Here is a 16,164-nt window from a genome sequence, read left to right as displayed (position 1 = left end):
GGGGTCTCCGAGGGGGGCCGACCCAGGATCGGGTCCGGCTCGGTCAATGACGGTCCAGGGCCCAGAAAGGTCGGGGAGAGGGACGCCGTCGGGTCGAGATCGGCGTTGACCGGAGGGGGCCGAACGTTATGGTATCGGCCGGAACGTGCCGGATCGCCACCGAAGTTCCCCGGCGCGACGAGTTCAAGGAGGGACGACATGGGCGAACTGATCCGGGCCGGCCGTCTCGGGGTGCCGGCCATCGCGGTCTTGATCCTCGGCCTGGCGCCGGCCGGCGCGATGCAGTCGAAGCCGGGGGCTCCGGCCCAGGAGAACGGGGCGGCCCAGCCCCTTCCCCCGCTGGCGCTGCGGGCCGTACCGGCCAACCCAAGCGACCCAATCGCCGTGGTCAACGGCGAGGTCATCTCCCGCCAGAGGCTGGCCGATGAGTGCGTCGCCCGGCACGGCCTGGAGGTCCTCGACACACTGATCATGCGGTCGCTCATCGACCAGGCGATCAAGACCCGCGGCATCTCCGTCACCGCCGCCGAGATCGACTCGGAGATCGACCGCGACGCCGCCCGGGCCGGCATCGACCGCGAAAACTTCCTCCGCGCCCTGGCCCGGGAGCGGAACCTCAGCCCCAGACAGTACGCCGAGTACATCGCCTTCCCCGGCGTCGCCCTGCGCAAACTGGCGGAGCCCAGCGTCCAGGTCACCGAGGAAGACCTCGAGCGTGCCTTCGAGGCCTACTTCGGCCCCAAGCTGGTCGTCCGGATGATCATGGTCGACTCGCTGGCCAAGGCCAAGGACGTCTGGAACCAGGTGAAGGCCAACCCCGGCGGCTTCGCCACGATCGCCCGAAACCTGTCGCTGGACAAAGACTCCGCCCCGCTCGGCGGCCTGCTCTCCCAGCCGATCTCCCGATACTCCGAACCGCTGCAGGTCTCCGACGCGGCCTTCGCCCAGCTCGTCGACGGCGACCCCGACGACAAGGACCCCTCGCACAAGCCCAAGGACGGCGACTTCACCGGCCCAATCCAGGTGAACGAAACCGCCTGGGTGATCTTCCAGCGCGAGCGGCTGGAGCCCGGCCAGGACGTCGACCGGCAGGATCCGAAGCTGATCGAGCAGATGACCGCCTCGATCTTCGAGGCCAAGCTCCAGGAGCGGATGAAGACCGTCATGGAGGACCTCTTCCTCCAGGCGGCCGTCGAGAATCACCTCACCGGCCAGATCAAGCTCTCCGGCCAGGAGCAGTCGCAAGCCGCGGTGAAGGACGAGGAAGTCAACCGCGTCCGCATGTCGAAGCCCGAGCAGGAGATCCCCCCCTCCCGCGCCGAGGAGAAGCTCCGGGCCATCCAGCAGGCCCAGGACGATCCCGCGGGCACCGGCATCGAGCGCCCCGTCGGCGCCCCCGAGCCCCCCAAGCTCCCGTCGCGCGGCGAACAGCCCAAGGAGTCCGATTCCCCCAAGTGATCGTCGGCGACTTCTCCGGACTCGATCCCCGGGAGGCCGGAGCGGGCATCCGCCCCGCTCCGGCCTCCTCGCATTTCCCCCCGCCTCGGCCCGGCCCGCTCCCCCCTCCTCGATCGTCGGGCCTGTGTCATCCCGGAGGGCGGCGACGGAGTCGGACACGACCGACCACGACGCGACCTGGCCCCGATCCGAGCCAGCTCGGCGCGAGGGGGACCGGGGGACCATCGGACGCCAGGGCAAGAGATCAGATCAGCGGGTCCGAACCATGGCGGCCGAGGTCGCCATGTCCTCCAGCGAGAGCCTCGAGGAGGGCGGCCGATAGGCCGGCAGGGCGACCAATCGGGCCGAGTCGTCATCGGCTCGGCCACGGTCGAGGAGCGGGAGCAGGGCGTCGGCAAGAGATTCCGAGAGCGAGGAGGCGCCGAGGCCGTCCAGGTGCGTCGGGTCGCGGAACGCGGCATCGGGGAAGCCGGCGGAGCGTCCGTCGACGACGACGACGTTGGGGTGGGCGTCGAGCACCTCGGCAACGAACGCGTCGAACGCTTCAGTCAGCCCGAGCGAGCGGCGGCGATCGGTCCAGTCGGCCCGGCTCGGCGGCAGGAGCCAGGCGACCGTGATCCCAAGGCGATCGGCCAGCGAGCAGAGCCGATGGACCGCCTGAGCATTGATCGGATGCGGCCGCCACCCTCGGGATCGAGGGGTGGCCCCAGAGTCGATGAAAGCCGTCGAGGAGGGAACTCGTTCCCCGGGCGTCGCGACCTGCGCGCCGAGGTTGCGCCGCCAGTTGCGGTCGAGGGCCCGGAGCTCGGGCAGAATCGGCCGCTCACGGCCTCCAAGAGCGGCGACGATCCGCTCTCGGATCGCCTCGCGGTCCCTCCAGGAGGGGAGAATCATCCCCAGGCCGACCCGGAGGACGAAATCAAGGTCGCCGCTGCGGCGGGCCAGGCCAAGCCAGTCGCCGGGCCCGAGCAGCTCCGGCCACTCGGAGACGCGCTCGCGGGGGGAGACGGCCAGCAGATTCTCGTCGAAGTTGACGACCAGGAGGCTCGGCTTTGCCCCTGCCCGGAGGGCCTTCTCCAGCAGAATGACCGTGGCCGAGGCTGGCGCCCCGGGGACCGCCAGGTTGTACGCCGGAAGGCCGATCCGATCCTCGAGCACCACCGGCAGGACCCCGAGCTTCATTCGGCTGTCGCCCAGACAGAGCACCCTCGCCCCGATCACCGCGGGCTCCGCCGCCGCCTCGGCGCCGAACTGCCAGGCCAGACCCGTCTTGGTCTGCCGGTCGATCGGCCGATCGGCCCGGCTCGCCTCAATCGCCACCACGAGGATGAGCGCGCCAAGCAGCCCCAGAGGGATCGTCGATCGAGTCTGGTCGGGGGCCATCCTGAGGTCCTCCAATCGACGGCGGGCGGACCGCAATCGCGGCTCAGAACTGGAAATAGATGAACTGGCCCCCGCCGAACTCGCCTCCCAGCACGATTCCGTAGAAGAGGGCCGTGTAGGCGACGCTCCTCACATACCAAGGGGCCCGGAGCAGGATCTCCGGATCCCCCGAGGCATACTGGACCGCCTGCACCAGAAGCAGGGGCAGCACGCAGGCCAGCACCGGGGCGAGGTACGTCGCGGGGGGCAGCGACGGGCCGGAGAGAATCGCACCGAGCATCCCGGCCGCCTGGGCGGTCGAGTCGGCTCGGAACAGCAGCCAACCGAGACAGACAAGGTGGAACGTCCCGACGATACAGGCGGCCTTCCAGCAGTTCCGGGCGAACGGATCGGCCGGCCGCAGCCGCTCCAGCGTCGGATCGAGCAACCGCTGGCCGACGAGCAAGATCCCCTGGTATGCCCCCCAGGCCACGAAGGTCCACGCCGCGCCGTGCCAGAGCCCGCCGAGCATCATCGTGAGCATCAGGTTCCGGCACGTCAGCGCGACCGTCCCCCGGATTGTCAGGATCGCCGAACACGCGATCAGGAGGCCGACTCCCATCGCGATCCCCAGGACGGAGAACCCTTCGACGGAGGGCCCCGACGCCTCCCCAATCGCCAGGATCACCCCGCCCCCAAGGCACGCGACCAGGCCAGCGAGCAGAGCGTTCCCGATCGCGACGGCCCGTCCTCCCCGGCTGCCGCCGAGGGGAATGTACAGGTAATCCCGCAACCACTGGGAGAGGCTGATGTGCCAGCGCCTCCAGAACTCCCCAGGGCTGGCGGAGAAATACGGTAGGTTGAAATTCAAGGCGAGCTCGAACCCGAGACAGCGGGCGACACCGCGGGCGATGTCGGTGTATCCCGAGAAGTCGCCGTAGATCTGGAACGCGAAGGCGTAGACCGCCAGCAAGGCCAGGCCCCCGTCGATCGTCTCCCAGCGACCGAACAGGTCATCGACAATCGGCGCCAGGTTGTCGGCGATCACCACCTTCTTCGCCAGGCCCCAGGCAATGAGGTAGGCCCCTCGGTAGAGTTGCTCCAGGTCGAACCGCCTCGGCCGGGAAACCTGCGGCAACAGCGTCCTCGGCTGCATGATCGGCCCGGCGACGAGGTGGGGGAAGAAGGAGACGAAAACGGCGAAGCTGAGGAAGTCTCGGGTCGGCTCGATCTCCCGGCGGTAGACGTCGATGACGTAGGCCATCGACTGAAAGGTGTAAAAGGAGATCCCGATCGGCAGCAGCACGCCGAGCGTGGGCGGCGAGGCCTCGATCCCCAGCCGATCGAGGAGCAGCGCCAGGCTCCCGACAAAGAAGTCGCAGTACTTGAAGAAGCCGAGCATGCCGAGGTTGGCGATCATGCTCAGCGCGAGCAGCATCCTCCGCGTCCTGGGAACCTTGACGCGATGGACCAGCAGGCCGCATCCATAGTCGACGACCGTCGACAGCACCAGCAGGCCGAGGAACCGCCAGTCCCAGCAGGCGTAGAAGACATACCCGGCCCCCAGCAGCAACGCGTTCTGGGCCCGGAGCCGACGCCGAAGCACCCAGTAGAGGACGAAGACGACGGCGAAGAACTCGGCAAATGCCAGCGAGTTGAAGACCATCGGCTCCCCCGCCGTCTCGCGATCGCAGGCCCATCGCCGCGCCGGGGCCCGGTCGCATCAGGCGGGATTCTCGGGGCGGAGAGGCTCGCGGCGGCCCGGTCCTTCGGGCCGGCGATGGGGCCTCGACGTTGTGTCAGATCCGCCCGGGATGGTCAAGGCAAAGCGATCGGCCATCCCGGCCGCGGCTTCGACTTGAGAAATTGGACTTGCCGGCGAAATCCCGGTAGTCTCGTGGAGACCTCGTCAAGGCCGGGACCCGATCCCATCCAACCGGATCGGCGGCCTGGCTCGATCCGACTCGATCTCGCCCCCCGCCGGAGGAACGACCGACCATGCTGCCGCTGCTCGCCCAGGAGGTCTCGGGAGGCCTCGGGGGCACGGCGATCGCCCTGCTTGTCATCGGGGCCATCGTCGTCGTCCTGATCTTCCTGGCCGTCGGGACGTATAACAAGCTTGTCCAGCTGCGCAACCGGTACAAGAATGCCTACGCCCAGATCGACGTCCAGTTGAAGCGGCGTTACGACCTGATCCCCAATCTCGTCGAGACCGCCAAGGGCTACATGAGCCACGAGCGCGAGACGCTCGAGGCCGTCATCAACGCCCGAAACGCTGCCGTGACCGCCAGCAACCAGGTGGCCGCCAACCCCGGCGACCCCGACGCGATGAAGCGGCTCAACAGCGCCGAGTCGGAGCTGGGCTCCGTCTCCGCCGGCACCGGCGTCCTCGGCCGCCTGTTCGCGCTGTCGGAGGCGTATCCCGACCTGAAGGCCAACACGAACATGCTGGCGTTGCAGGAGGAGCTGACCAGCACCGAGAACAAGGTCGCCTTCTCCCGGCAGGCGTACAATGACGCGGTGATGACCTACAATACCGCCCGGGAGGTCTTCCCCGCCGTCATCTTCGCCGGCATGTTCGGCTTCGGACCGGCCCAGTTCTTTGAACTCGAATCCCCCAAGGAGCGCGAGGCGCCCCGCGTGTCGTTCTCCTGACCTCGATCCGGTCGGCGAACGTCGGCCGGCGACCGGCCCGAGGGCGTCGCCGGCCGTCCCCATCCTCATTACTCTCCTGACCCGCCGATCTCCGACCGCATTCGGCCGAATCTCTCCCATGGATTTCTTCGAGCATCAGGAGGTCGCCCGACGCAAGACGGGCCTCCTCGTCTTCTACTTCATCCTGGCGGTGATCGCGATCATCGCGGCCGTCTACCTGGCCATCGCCGGCATTCTGCTCGGCCTCGGCGGCGAGGAGAGCGGGGTGGCCCCGTCATCGGGTCCGGTGCTCTGGGACCCGGGGTTGTTCGGGATCGTGGCCGTCGGCGTCTCGGCGCTAGTGGGGGGCGGGAGCCTGTTCAAGATCGCCTCGCTCTCCAGGGGAGGGCACACGGTGGCCGAGCTCCTCGGCGGCCGGCTCGTCCACCCCGACACCCGGGACCCAGACGAGCGCCGCCTGCTCAACGTCGTCGAGGAGATGGCGATCGCCTCGGGGACTCCCGTGCCTCCGGTCTACCTGCTCGACAAGGAGCGAGGGATCAACGCCTTCGCCGCGGGATTCTCCCCGGAGGACGCGGTGATCGGCGTCACCCGGGGCTGCGTCCGCACCCTCTCCCGGGACGAGCTGCAGGGCGTGATGGCGCACGAGTTCAGCCACATCCTCAACGGGGACATGCGCCTGAACATCCGGCTCATGGGCGTCCTGTTCGGCATCCTGCTGATCGGGATCACCGGCTGGATCATCTTCCGGTCGACCCTCTATAGCGGCATGCGCGCCTCGGACGACCGCAAGGGGGGGAACCCCCTCCCGCTGATCGGCCTGGCCCTGTACGTCATCGGGTACGTCGGCGTCTTCTTCGGAAGGCTGATCCAGGCCGCCGTCTCCCGGCAGCGCGAGTACCTGGCCGACGCCTCCGCGGTGCAGTTCACCCGGAACCCCGAGGGAATCGCCGGAGCCTTGAAGAAAATCGGCGCCCTGGCCGAAGGATCGAAGCTCGAGGATCCCGAGGCCGGCGAGGCCGCCCACATGTACTTCGGCGACGGCGTCGGTGGCGCCTGGTTGAGCCTGCTCGCCACCCACCCTCCGCTGACCGACCGCATCCGTCGGATCGACCCGCAGTTCGACGGCGATTTCTCCAAGGTTTCGCTCGAGCCTCCCTCGCAGGCGAGGGTCGATCGGGCTGGGTTCTCGCCCCCGAACGCTCCCGCCCAGGAGCGAATGCGATTCGATCCGGTGGAGGCGATCACCCGGATCGGCACCGTCGACCCGCAGCGGCTCGCCTACGCCGCCGGGCTGCTCGAATCGCTCCCGGATCCCGTCCAGCGGCTGACCCGGGACCCGTACAGCGCTCGGGCCCTGGTCTACGCGCTGCTGCTCGACCCGAACGATCGCATCCGGGAGGCACAGCTCCGCTCCCTGGCCGAGCACGCCGACCCGAAGGTCTTCGAGGAGACGCGCAAGGCCATTCCGAAGGTCGCCGGCATCGACCCGGCCGCCCGGCTCCCCCTGGTGGAGCTGGCGATCCCAAGCCTCCGTCAGTTGTCGGCGGACCAGTTTCGCGATTTCCAGCGGAACATTCGAGCGCTGATGGAAGCCGACCGGTCGATCAGCCTCTTCGAGTTCGCCCTGCTCCGGCTGCTGATGCGACACCTTGGCTCCCAGTTCGGCGGCAAGGCGGCCCCGAGCATCCGGTACCGATCTCCCGAGGCGATCGCCCGGCCGACGGCCGTGCTGCTCTCGGCGATCTCGCGGGTCGGCCAGGTCGAAGGAGCGCCCAACGGCGAAGTCCGATCGGCCTTCAACGTTGGAGCCCGAGCCCTCAAGTGGGAGGGGATCCGGCTCTCCCCCGAGCCGGACGCCGGGCTGGAGGAGATCGGCCAGGCACTGGACGTCCTCGCCCAGGCGAGCCCGACACTCAAGCGCGACGTCCTGCGGGGATGCGCGTCGGCCGTGGCCGCCGACGGACGGATCACGGTCCAGGAAGGGGAATTGCTCCGAGCGATCGCCGACTCGCTCGGCAGCCCGATGCCGCCGATCCTGGGTGACTCCTCCTGAGCCGGGACGGATCCGGGACGGTCCTTGCGCCCAGACCGATCGCCGATCATGCTGGCGGCATCGAACCGCGCCGGGCTGGACCTCGAAGCCCGAAGCCGCCTTTCGAGAGTCACCTCCTCCCGAGTCGACGGCATGGACCCGATCCCCCGGCTTCCTTCGTCTCCCGGTCCCCCGGGAATCGACGGGGGGGCGCCTTCGCCCGCCTCGCATGCGCCGTCCCGGGGGGAGACGAGGCTGGGAGGAGCCGAGGCCGATCGCGACCTGCTCTTCGGCATCCTCGCCGCCCGAGAGGGGTACGTCGACCAGATGGAGCTGCTCGACGCCTTCGAGTGCTGGATCGCCGATCCGAGACGGTCGATCGCCGAGATCCTCCATGATCGGGGCCGGATCGACGACCGGCAGCGGGAGGCGATCGAGGCCCTCGTCAACGGCCTCGGCGACGATCTGGTTTCGGTCGTCGACCGTTGGATCGCCGACCCGGAGCGGTCGATCACCCGGGTATTCGAGGGGCGCCTGCAGCCCTCCCCGGGAGGCGAGACGACGGCCCTGCCCGTCGCCGACCGGGTCGACACCGCCCCCGAGCGCGACCCCGACCCGACTCCCGCGATCCCCTCCGATGCCGGCCAGGACGGCTCGACAACTCGGCCAGACGACCAGCCGCTCCCGGCTTCCTTGGATCGGCGGGGCCTGGGCTCTCGGGAGCTGGAGCTAGCCCAGCGCTACATCATCATCTGCCCGCTGGCCCGGGGGGGGCTGGGGATGATCTGGGTGGCAATCGACCTGGAACTGGACCGGGCGGTCGCCCTCAAGGAGATCCGGGCCGAGGCGAGCGAGGGGGCGTCGGCCCGGGCTCGGTTCCTCCGAGAAGCGGCGATCACCGGGACGCTCGAACACCCGGGAATCGTGCCAATCTACGGCGTCGGCCTGGCCGACGACGGCCGCCCCTTCTACGCGATGCGACTGGTCCGGGGCGAGAGCCTGCGGGATGCGATCGCCGCCGATCGCAAGGGGGACCGGCGCAAGAGCTGGGCCGCCGCGACCCGGGGCCGGGAGCTCATCCGGCGGTTCACCCTCGCCTGCGAGGCGGTCGCCTACGCCCACAGCCGGGGGATCGTCCACCGCGACCTCAAGCCGGCCAACATCATGCTCGGGGCCTTCGGCGAGACGCTGGTAGTCGACTGGGGACTGGCCAAGCCCTGGCGGGACCGATCGCGGCTCCTCACCCCCGACCCGGCCGACCGCGACCGCCGCCCGCCATCGAAGGATCACCCGACGCTGACCGCGGTCGGCTCCGCGCTCGGGACTCCGGGCTTTATGAGCCCTGAGCAGGCAAGCGGGCGGTCGGGGGTGGTCGGGCCGAGAAGCGATGTGTATAGCCTGGGGGCGACGCTCTTCACCATTCTCACCGGAACGCCCCCGCCGGGAGCCAGCGACGCCCCCGCTGGCACCTCCCCGGCTGGAGTAGGCGGCCCCCCCCTCCCCCGGGACTGGACCCCCGACGTGCCCCGGAAACTCGAGGCGATCTGCCAGAAGGCGATGGCCCAGGCTCCGGCGGACCGCTACGAGTCAGCCGAGGCGATGGCCAGGGACCTCCGGCGATGGCTCGACGACGAGCCGGTCTCGGCCCTTCCCGAGTCCTGGGCGGACCGGATCGCCCGAGGGGCCCGCCGCCATCGCCCGGCGGTGCTGGCCTCCGTCACGGCACTGGTGCTGGTTGCCCTGGTGTCGGTGCTCTCGGCGGTCGCCATCGGCCGAAGCCTGAGGGAAACGCGCCTGCTGTCCGCCCGCCTGGCCCTCGACGGGGCGATCGACCGATGCCGGGCCGGAGAGGTCCAGGCCGGCCTGTTCGAGCTGACCCGGGCCCTGGAACTCGCCCGGGAGGCCCGGGATCGTCCCCTGCAGCTCGCCTGCCGGGCAAACCTGTCGAGCTGGCTGCCCCGCTCCGGCCGCCTCCGAGGGGACCTGGGGCATCCTCGTCCCGGCGGCGAGATCCGGTCGCTCGCCTACAGCCCCGACGGCCGATCGCTCGCGACCGCCAGCCTCGACGGCTCGGCACGGCTCTGGGACACCCGGACCGGCGCGCCGAGGGCGAACCTGGAGCACCCGGCCGCGGTCGGGGCGATCGCCTTCGCCCCCGACGGGACGCTCGTGGTCACCGCCTGCGACGACGGCTTCGCCCGGCTCTGGAGCGTCTCCGACGGTTCGCCGGTTGGCAAGCCCATGCCGGCTCCCGGGGGCATCTCGGCGACTCGGGCGGCCTTCAGCCCCGACGGCGAGACGATCGCCGTGGCGGGAGCCGGGGGCATCGTCCTCTTCGACGCGGAAACCGGCTCGGCGCTCGGCGAGCCCTCCTCGGTCGGCGTCGCGGTCGACGCGCTGGCGTTCTCCCCCGACGGGCTCCGGGTCGCCACCGGGGGAGCCGACGGGGTGGTCCGGGTCTGGGACTCCTCGAACGGCCTCCCGCTCGGGGCGGTGGCCGGGCACTCCGATCACATCGCCTCCCTGTCCTACTCTCCCGACGGTCGGCTGTTGCTCTCGGCCAGCTGGGACGGCTCGGCGCGGCTCTGGGACGCCGGGACGCTCTCCCCGACCTGCCCACCGATCACCCATCCGCAGGGGATCCTCTCCGCCTGCTTCTCCCCCGACGGGCGGACGGTGCTGACCGGCAGTATCGATACGACGGCCCGGCTCTGGCACGCCGAGACCGGACGAGCTCGCTCCGGCCCGCTCCGGCACGGGGGCTGGGTGTTCGCCGTGGCCTTCCACCCGACCGAACCCCTGGCCTTCACCGCGTCGGCCGACGGGAACGTAAGGAGCTGGGAGACCGCCTCCGGTCGGCAGCTCCCGTCGGCCTTGCCCCACGACGACGTGATCGTCTCCATGGCGATCGCCCCCGACGGCCGGTCCCTGGCTTCCGGCGGGACCGACAATCGCGCCCGGCTCTGGGAGCTGCCGGATCCGGGCCCGCCCCCCGCCGTCTTCTCCCCTGGTGGGAATCGGGGTCCTCGGGCCTTTGCCCTCGGGGGAACCGTCTTGATGGTCGGGGTCGGTGAGGAACTCCAGCGGCGAGACTCCCGGACAGGCCTGCCGCTCGAACCCTCGATCGTCCTGCCGGACAGGGTGACGTCCCTGGCCGTCTCCGAGGACGGCAGCCGGTTCGTGGTCGGCGACGCCTCCGGGACCATCCTCACCGGCAACGCGAGGACCGGCCTCCTGAGCGACTGGTCGGCGTCCCAGTCGGGCCGAGTCACGGCCCTGGCGTTCTCCGAGCGCGCCCGGCTGGTGCTCTCGGGGGACGATCGGGGAGGGGCGACCCTCTGGTCCCTCGACGACGAGGGAGGCGCCACGGGACGTCGGATCGAGGCCCACACCGAGACGATCCTCTCGGCGGCGATCAGTCCAGACGGCCGGATTCTGCTGACGACCAGTCGGGACAAGACCGCCCGCCGCTGGAACATCCAGACGCTGGAAGAGGTCGGCCCCCGCCTGACGCACCACGGCTGGATCCGGGACGCGGCCTTCAGCCCCGACGGCCTCCTGATCGCCACCGCGGGAGGAGAGCGGATCGTCCGCCTCTGGGACGCCCGGACCGGTGAGCCCGCCGGCGCGCCGATGCCCAACGCCGGGGTGCCAATGACCCTGGCCTTCTCCCCCGACGGTCAAACCCTGCTCGTCGGCTGCGAGAACGCGGAGGCCGAGGTCTGGCACGTCGCCACCAGCACCCCCGTGGGCCCCCCACTGCTTGGAGAGCTCGCCGTCACGGCCGTCGCCTACTCCCCCGACGGCCGGTCAATTCTCGTCGCCTCGAACGCCGACCGGATCGATCGGGGCGCCCTCCCCCCTCCCCTGTCCGGGGCTCCCGATGCGATCCGCCGCCTGCTCGCGAGGCGGACCGGGAAACCCGACGCAACCCCCCCGTGAGGCAATCGCTCCGGCCGCAGGAGCCAAGGTGCGGGCAAGGGGCGATGCGGGCAGGACGATCGGTGATCCGGAAACCAACCGCGCTCCAGGGGCACTGGATCCTCGGTCGATCGCCCTGCCCCGCACCATCGCCCCGAGGTCCTCAGCGGCCCAGGACCAGGCGGCCCGCCTTAAGGACGCCGCCCTGAAGCACGGCCAGGAACCGGGAGCGGTCCTGGAGAATGGCAATATCGGCGAGGACGTCGCCGTCGACGACGAGCACATCTCCCAGCTTGCCGGCCTGCAGGGTGCCGAACTCGTCACCCCGGCCCATGAGTTCGGCGCCGGTCTTTGTCGAACATTTGATTACGTCGAGGGGCCGAAGTCCGACATGGAGACGAAGAACTCTAGCTCCCAGGGGCCGCCCGTCTTGCCTCTTGATCGATCCCCGCCCCGGTCGTCGTCTCTGAAGCCCCCAGCCGATCCCTTCCGTCGGAGCCGACTCTCACCAAAGGGCCGAGCCATCCGGGTTGGGATCGGGGGAGTCCGAACCCGGACGGCTCATTCGGCGGCGATCGAGGAGCAGACGTCCACCGGGAGCCCGGCCGGAGGAGCGATCGCGTCGAGATCCCAGAGCCGGACGGTGTGATCAAGGCTCCCGGAAACGAGCGATCGGCCGTCCGGCATCGCCTGGAGCGAGGTCACCGTCGCGGAGTGCTCCCGGACACTCCCCGAGGGGAGGAGCGTCCGGGCATCGGCGATCGTGATGGAGCCGCAGGAGTCCCCCATTGCCAGCTCTCCCCGGCCCGGCAGAGCCACGAGGGAGTAGATCGTGTGCGACCGCTCCACCTCGGCGCGGGGAGAGTCCAGGGACGAGCGATCCCAGCGGCGGATCAGACGGTCGGAGCCGGCGGTGTAGAGTGAGGTCCCGTCCTCCGAGAATGCCAGGGCCGTCACGGCGATCCGGTGGGCTCGCTCCCGCAGCAGAGACTCGCCAGTGCGGCGGTCCCACACGCCGATCCCCCCCGCGTCGTTGTCCGGCCAGGTGGCGAAGGCGATGTACCTGCCGTCGGGGGATGATGCGAGCAGGCACGCCGAGTCCCGCAGCGCCAGGCGATCGAGCACGGCGCCCGAGTCCGGGTCGGCCAGGACCAGTTCCCGATCCGAGGTCCCGATCGCGAGCCGGCCGTCGGCGAGGAATTCCAGGCGGTCGCCTCGGACGCCGTCAAGGATCGCCGGAGGAGCCTCGTCGGCAGTCCCCCAGAACCAGATCGGGCCGCCGGGACGGTCGCAGATCGCCAGTATCGCACCGCTGGGGGACCAATCCATCGCCAGCGGGCTCGCCCCAAGCTCGACATCCATCGGGAGGGTCCGAAGCCTCCCGGACTCGGAGACGATCACCTGGTCGGCGGAGGCCGCCGCCAGGTTGGTGCCGTCGAGAGAAACCCGGACAAGCCGAACCGGTTCCCGGGCGCCAACCAGCATCCGGGACCTCGACTTCGAGGGCTCCGAGGGATCGGACGCCACGACCCAGATCAGCACGCATCCCGCCGCGCCGAGCACCAGCACCGGATTCGTCCAGCAACGGCCGATCCAGCCCGCCTCGCTGCCCCTCCCAGCCGGAGCGCTCCCCCTCGATCGATTCGCCATTGCAAAACTCCCCGGTTCGGCACCATCGCGCAGGCGCAACAGCCTCTCCTCAAGCGTTGCGCCGGGGGCACACCGGCCCCGGGGCCAGCGGCGACCCAGGGCTCCGATCGCCTCTGCCCGAGATGAGACGGCCTGGCACCCAGGCCGGGTCAGGCGATCGGGAGGGCCATCCGGCCGCTTCGGAAACCGAGACACCTCTTGCCTGGATGTCACACTCCGGGCGAACCGAAGACCGTGGTTGTCGTCCCTGGCCGGTTGGGAAGTCGGGCCAGATCGGGGACGGTTCGGATGCTCCGGGTGGCCTCTCGAGGACCGCCTTCGAGATCAATCTCGGGGGGGCCGGCGGAGCCGAGCCGCCCTCGATCGAGGAGGTCGAGGGAGGGCCTCGTTCCCCCTATAGACGCAGATCCTCTCGGTTTTCACAAGAATTCTTTCCCGAATCTTCACAATCTCGAGGCGAACTCATCGGGCCGATCGGCCCGTCGGATCACTCGGCGAGCACGCAACCCCCAGATCGGCCAGGGGAACCGGACCCGGGGACCTGCACTCGCCCGATTCCGAACGAGCCAGGTCGAGCGTCCGGATCCCGCAGCATGAGGATCGCGGGGTGGCCGAGCGGCGAGTCGTGGGAGGGCGGTCAGTACGAGTCGGCCGAAACGATCTCCCCGCCGTTCCGAGTCCCGAGAGGGCGCCAGATCTGGACCGAGATCGAGTCCTTGATAAAGCGGACCGAGCCGTCGGCAAAAAGGACGTGGACGCCTCCGGGGTGGAAGCTGCGGGCGGCGCCGTCCAGGGCCAGGAGGTCCCAGATGGCGTTGGTGCGGTCTCCGAACGGGCTTCCGGTGCGGCAGTCGGGCAAAAGGTCGTTGGGCACGCGATGGTGCGAGTACATCGTGTGGTTCGGCGCCCCGTAGATCCAGCGGTTCCCCCGAGCCCGGGGCACGCCGGGATGCAGCGGGGCGCACGTCTGCTCGTAGCTGACCAGCGGGACGTCGGTCAACTCGATCACCCAGTTGGTGCGGAAGCCCTGGCCCCGGGACAGTTCGCTGAGCAGCGCGGTCTGCGAGGTGCCGTCTCGGATATCGGCGAACCGGACGCGGGAGTTCTCGAAGAGCAGGCCGGAGTTGTCCCGCACGGAATGGCGGGTACCGGCATTCATCTGGTAATTGATGGGGGCCTGGGCCTCTTCATCGAAGTCGGACGTGGTGTCGCTCGGGCAGAGGAAGGTGGCCACCCGGGTGCGCCGGGCGGTGTCATTCTCCAGCAGCCCAATCCCCCGATCGGCGTTCAGGTTGAAGTTGATCGAGTCGAAGAGCGGCCCCTGATCCAGCTGGGGCAAGACCTGGGCGAACGCCGAGTAGACCAGGCCCAGGCCCTCGACCCGGCTTCGGACGCGGCCCGGAGGAAGGGTCTGGTGCAGGTCGTGGTAATTGTGCATCGCCAGGCCGAGCTGCTTCAGGTTGTTGACACACCCCGTGCGCCGGGCGGCCTCCCGGGCGCTCTGCACGGCCGGCAGCAGCAGGGCGATCAGCACCCCGATGATGGCGATCACCACGAGCAATTCGATCAGCGTGAAGCCTCGGCGCCTCATGAATCCCACTCCAGGGGCTGTCGCGTCGTTGGTCCGTTGAGGGTGCCGGGTTGCAGAGGAGAGGGGTGGCGGGGGATCACGAGGGAGCCATCAGCCATGCGCACAAGGAAGCCACTCCACTTTACCTGACCAGCACGGATTTTCCAATCGCGTTTCGAACCGAGGAGTGAACCGAGTCCGGTGGTCGCGATTGACAGGCCCGGGCCAGTCGCCTAGATTCCGCCGGTCCCCGGTTCCCCCCGCGACGACGAGCGGAAAGGACGCCGCCGATGCCCATGCATCGCCTTTCGAGGGCCCTGGCCTGTGTGTCGATCGCCGCGGTTCTGGCCGTCGGTTGCTCGCTGGTCAAGCCGGGTGCCGAGCCCGACGCCGCCCTCTCCTCGATCGGCACGGGCATGGACAAGGAGCAGTTGGCCGAGCTGCTGGCGCCCCCCCGGATCGCGCTCAAGGTGATGATCGCCACCCGGCCGATCGATGAGCCAGCGCTGCGGGACCTGGCCTGGTCGGTGGCCGATGAGCACGTGATCGACCCCGATCGCCGGCTCCGACTGGAGGCCAACGGCCTGCGCGTCGCGGTCGTCGACGGCACGCTGCCTCCGGAAGTCGAGGAGATCCTCAGCCCCGACGCCCCCCAGGGGGAGCGGATCGACCCGATCTACATCGCGGTCCCCGAGGGGCACGCGACGCCGATCCAGCTCGGCCCCGACGAGCCAGTCGAGCGCAAGACCCTCTTCCTGAGCCTTGGCGGTGGCGCCGTGGGCCGAGATTATGAGAACCCGAGGCCCGCGATCCGAGTCTCGGCCTCCCGATCCGGCGGCTCGGTTTCGCTGCGGATCGTCCCGGAGATCCACCACGGAGCCGAGCAGATCCGCTTCGCCCCGGCGGAGAACGTCGGCCCGTTCGAGCCCGAGCAGTTCGTCATGCGGGAGGGCCAACAGGAAGAGAGCTTCCGGGACCTCGCCGCCTCGATCTCGCTCTCCCCGGGGCAGATCCTGATGATTGGCTGCTGGCCCGACCGTCCCGGGAGCCTCGGCCACTTCCTCTTCACCAAGAACGAGCCCAAGAGCGACCGCCAGCTCCAGAGCGTCGTCTTCCTGTGGGCCTCCCCCACCGGAGCCACCGAGATCCCCTGGGTCGGGCCGATCGCTCCGCCGAACTCCCTGCGCGAGGTCGAGCCCAGCGAGCTGGGCGTCGATCGCCCCTGACCGGAGCCGGGGCCCGGTTGTTCCGAGCGGGGATCTCGCCGCATCTGGTCGGGAACGACTCCCGGTCTGGCGGAGCATCGCGTCCCTCGCCTCGGACGGGCACCGGCCCTCGTCCCCTGCATCGTCTTCGGTCCCCAGTCTCCCGATCACTGGCCGGCTGGCCGACCGGCACTCCTCTTGCGAACCCGATTCCCGGAAACCTCCTCCATGGAATGGACCTCCAGCCCGACACCATCCGGACCGGACGACCTGGTGTTTCACCCTCGTCGTTGGCGGCTGCATGGCGC

10 protein-coding genes are annotated in these 16,164 nt (G+C 69.9%); 5 read left to right on the top strand and 5 right to left on the bottom strand.

Annotated elements, in window-relative coordinates; all coding sequences use genetic code 11:
* Nucleotides 1-198 precede the first annotated feature (198 nt).
* Nucleotides 199-1,458 carry a SurA N-terminal domain-containing protein gene (locus TsocGM_RS02565; RefSeq protein WP_126723753.1) on the top strand — a complete coding sequence of 420 codons (1,260 nt, stop codon included), beginning with the start codon at nt 199-201 and terminating at the stop codon, nt 1,456-1,458.
* Between the two features lie 249 nt (nt 1,459-1,707).
* Here the strand turns inward: TsocGM_RS02565 and TsocGM_RS02560 are convergent, their stop codons facing one another.
* Nucleotides 1,708-2,841: a hypothetical protein gene (locus TsocGM_RS02560; RefSeq protein ID WP_126723752.1), complete on the bottom strand. Its 1,134-nt coding sequence runs from the start codon at nt 2,839-2,841 to the stop codon at nt 1,708-1,710.
* A gap of 43 nt (nt 2,842-2,884) precedes the next feature.
* Nucleotides 2,885-4,486: an MBOAT family O-acyltransferase gene (locus TsocGM_RS26740; protein WP_233578197.1), complete on the bottom strand. Its 1,602-nt coding sequence runs from the start codon at nt 4,484-4,486 to the stop codon at nt 2,885-2,887.
* A gap of 332 nt (nt 4,487-4,818) precedes the next feature.
* On the opposite strand from TsocGM_RS26740, the gene TsocGM_RS02550 reads away from it, so the two are divergent.
* The 3 genes from TsocGM_RS02550 to TsocGM_RS02540 all read left to right on the top strand — a co-directional run bounded on the left by TsocGM_RS02550 (nt 4,819) and on the right by TsocGM_RS02540 (nt 11,452).
* On the top strand, nt 4,819-5,475 hold the full coding sequence (locus TsocGM_RS02550) for a LemA family protein (RefSeq protein WP_126723751.1): 657 nt from the start codon (nt 4,819-4,821) through the stop codon (nt 5,473-5,475).
* Between the two features lie 118 nt (nt 5,476-5,593).
* Entirely contained in the window at nt 5,594-7,531 is a 1,938-nt protein-coding gene (locus tag TsocGM_RS02545) for a M48 family metallopeptidase (RefSeq protein ID WP_126723750.1), read from the top strand.
* 48 nt (nt 7,532-7,579) lie between these two features.
* Nucleotides 7,580-11,452 carry a WD40 repeat domain-containing serine/threonine protein kinase gene (locus TsocGM_RS02540; protein ID WP_126723749.1) on the top strand — a complete coding sequence of 1,291 codons (3,873 nt, stop codon included), beginning with the start codon at nt 7,580-7,582 and terminating at the stop codon, nt 11,450-11,452.
* Between the two features lie 142 nt (nt 11,453-11,594).
* Here TsocGM_RS02540 and TsocGM_RS26735 read toward each other — a convergent pair whose 3' ends face one another.
* The 3 genes from TsocGM_RS26735 to TsocGM_RS02525 form a co-directional block, all read right to left on the bottom strand.
* Nucleotides 11,595-11,765 carry a hypothetical protein gene (locus tag TsocGM_RS26735; protein WP_391731279.1) on the bottom strand — a complete coding sequence of 57 codons (171 nt, stop codon included), beginning with the start codon at nt 11,763-11,765 and terminating at the stop codon, nt 11,595-11,597.
* A gap of 227 nt (nt 11,766-11,992) precedes the next feature.
* Entirely contained in the window at nt 11,993-13,081 is a 1,089-nt protein-coding gene (locus TsocGM_RS02530; protein WP_126723748.1) for a WD40 repeat domain-containing protein, read from the bottom strand.
* Nucleotides 13,082-13,718: 637 nt separating this feature from the next.
* On the bottom strand, nt 13,719-14,672 hold the full coding sequence (locus tag TsocGM_RS02525) for a DUF1559 domain-containing protein (protein ID WP_126723747.1): 954 nt from the start codon (nt 14,670-14,672) through the stop codon (nt 13,719-13,721).
* A gap of 269 nt (nt 14,673-14,941) precedes the next feature.
* Between TsocGM_RS02525 and TsocGM_RS02520 the strand changes: the two genes are divergently transcribed.
* On the top strand, nt 14,942-15,877 hold the full coding sequence (locus TsocGM_RS02520) for a hypothetical protein (RefSeq protein ID WP_126723746.1): 936 nt from the start codon (nt 14,942-14,944) through the stop codon (nt 15,875-15,877).
* The last annotated feature ends 287 nt before the right edge of the window (nt 15,878-16,164 follow it).

Source organism: Tautonia sociabilis, assembly GCF_003977685.1.
Classification (GTDB): domain Bacteria; phylum Planctomycetota; class Planctomycetia; order Isosphaerales; family Isosphaeraceae; genus Tautonia; species Tautonia sociabilis.
Note: the sequence above shows the minus strand (reverse complement) of the source record. Positions and strands in the feature narration are given on the sequence as shown.

Excerpts from the sequence above, each read along its gene's own strand:
- TsocGM_RS26735 (WP_391731279.1), bottom strand. The coding sequence starts at position 11,765 with ATGGGCCGGGGTGACGAGTTCGGCACCCTGCAGGCCGGCAAGCTGGGA.
- TsocGM_RS02525 (WP_126723747.1), bottom strand. The coding sequence starts at position 14,672 with ATGAGGCGCCGAGGCTTCACGCTGATCGAATTGCTCGTGGTGATCGCC.
- TsocGM_RS02520 (WP_126723746.1), top strand. The coding sequence starts at position 14,942 with ATGCCCATGCATCGCCTTTCGAGGGCCCTGGCCTGTGTGTCGATCGCC.
- TsocGM_RS02540 (WP_126723749.1), top strand. The coding sequence starts at position 7,580 with ATGCTGGCGGCATCGAACCGCGCCGGGCTGGACCTCGAAGCCCGAAGC.
- TsocGM_RS02565 (WP_126723753.1), top strand. The coding sequence starts at position 199 with ATGGGCGAACTGATCCGGGCCGGCCGTCTCGGGGTGCCGGCCATCGCG.
- TsocGM_RS02550 (WP_126723751.1), top strand. The coding sequence starts at position 4,819 with ATGCTGCCGCTGCTCGCCCAGGAGGTCTCGGGAGGCCTCGGGGGCACG.
- TsocGM_RS26740 (WP_233578197.1), bottom strand. The coding sequence starts at position 4,486 with ATGGTCTTCAACTCGCTGGCATTTGCCGAGTTCTTCGCCGTCGTCTTC.
- TsocGM_RS02560 (WP_126723752.1), bottom strand. The coding sequence starts at position 2,841 with ATGGCCCCCGACCAGACTCGATCGACGATCCCTCTGGGGCTGCTTGGC.
- TsocGM_RS02545 (WP_126723750.1), top strand. The coding sequence starts at position 5,594 with ATGGATTTCTTCGAGCATCAGGAGGTCGCCCGACGCAAGACGGGCCTC.
- TsocGM_RS02530 (WP_126723748.1), bottom strand. The coding sequence starts at position 13,081 with ATGGCGAATCGATCGAGGGGGAGCGCTCCGGCTGGGAGGGGCAGCGAG.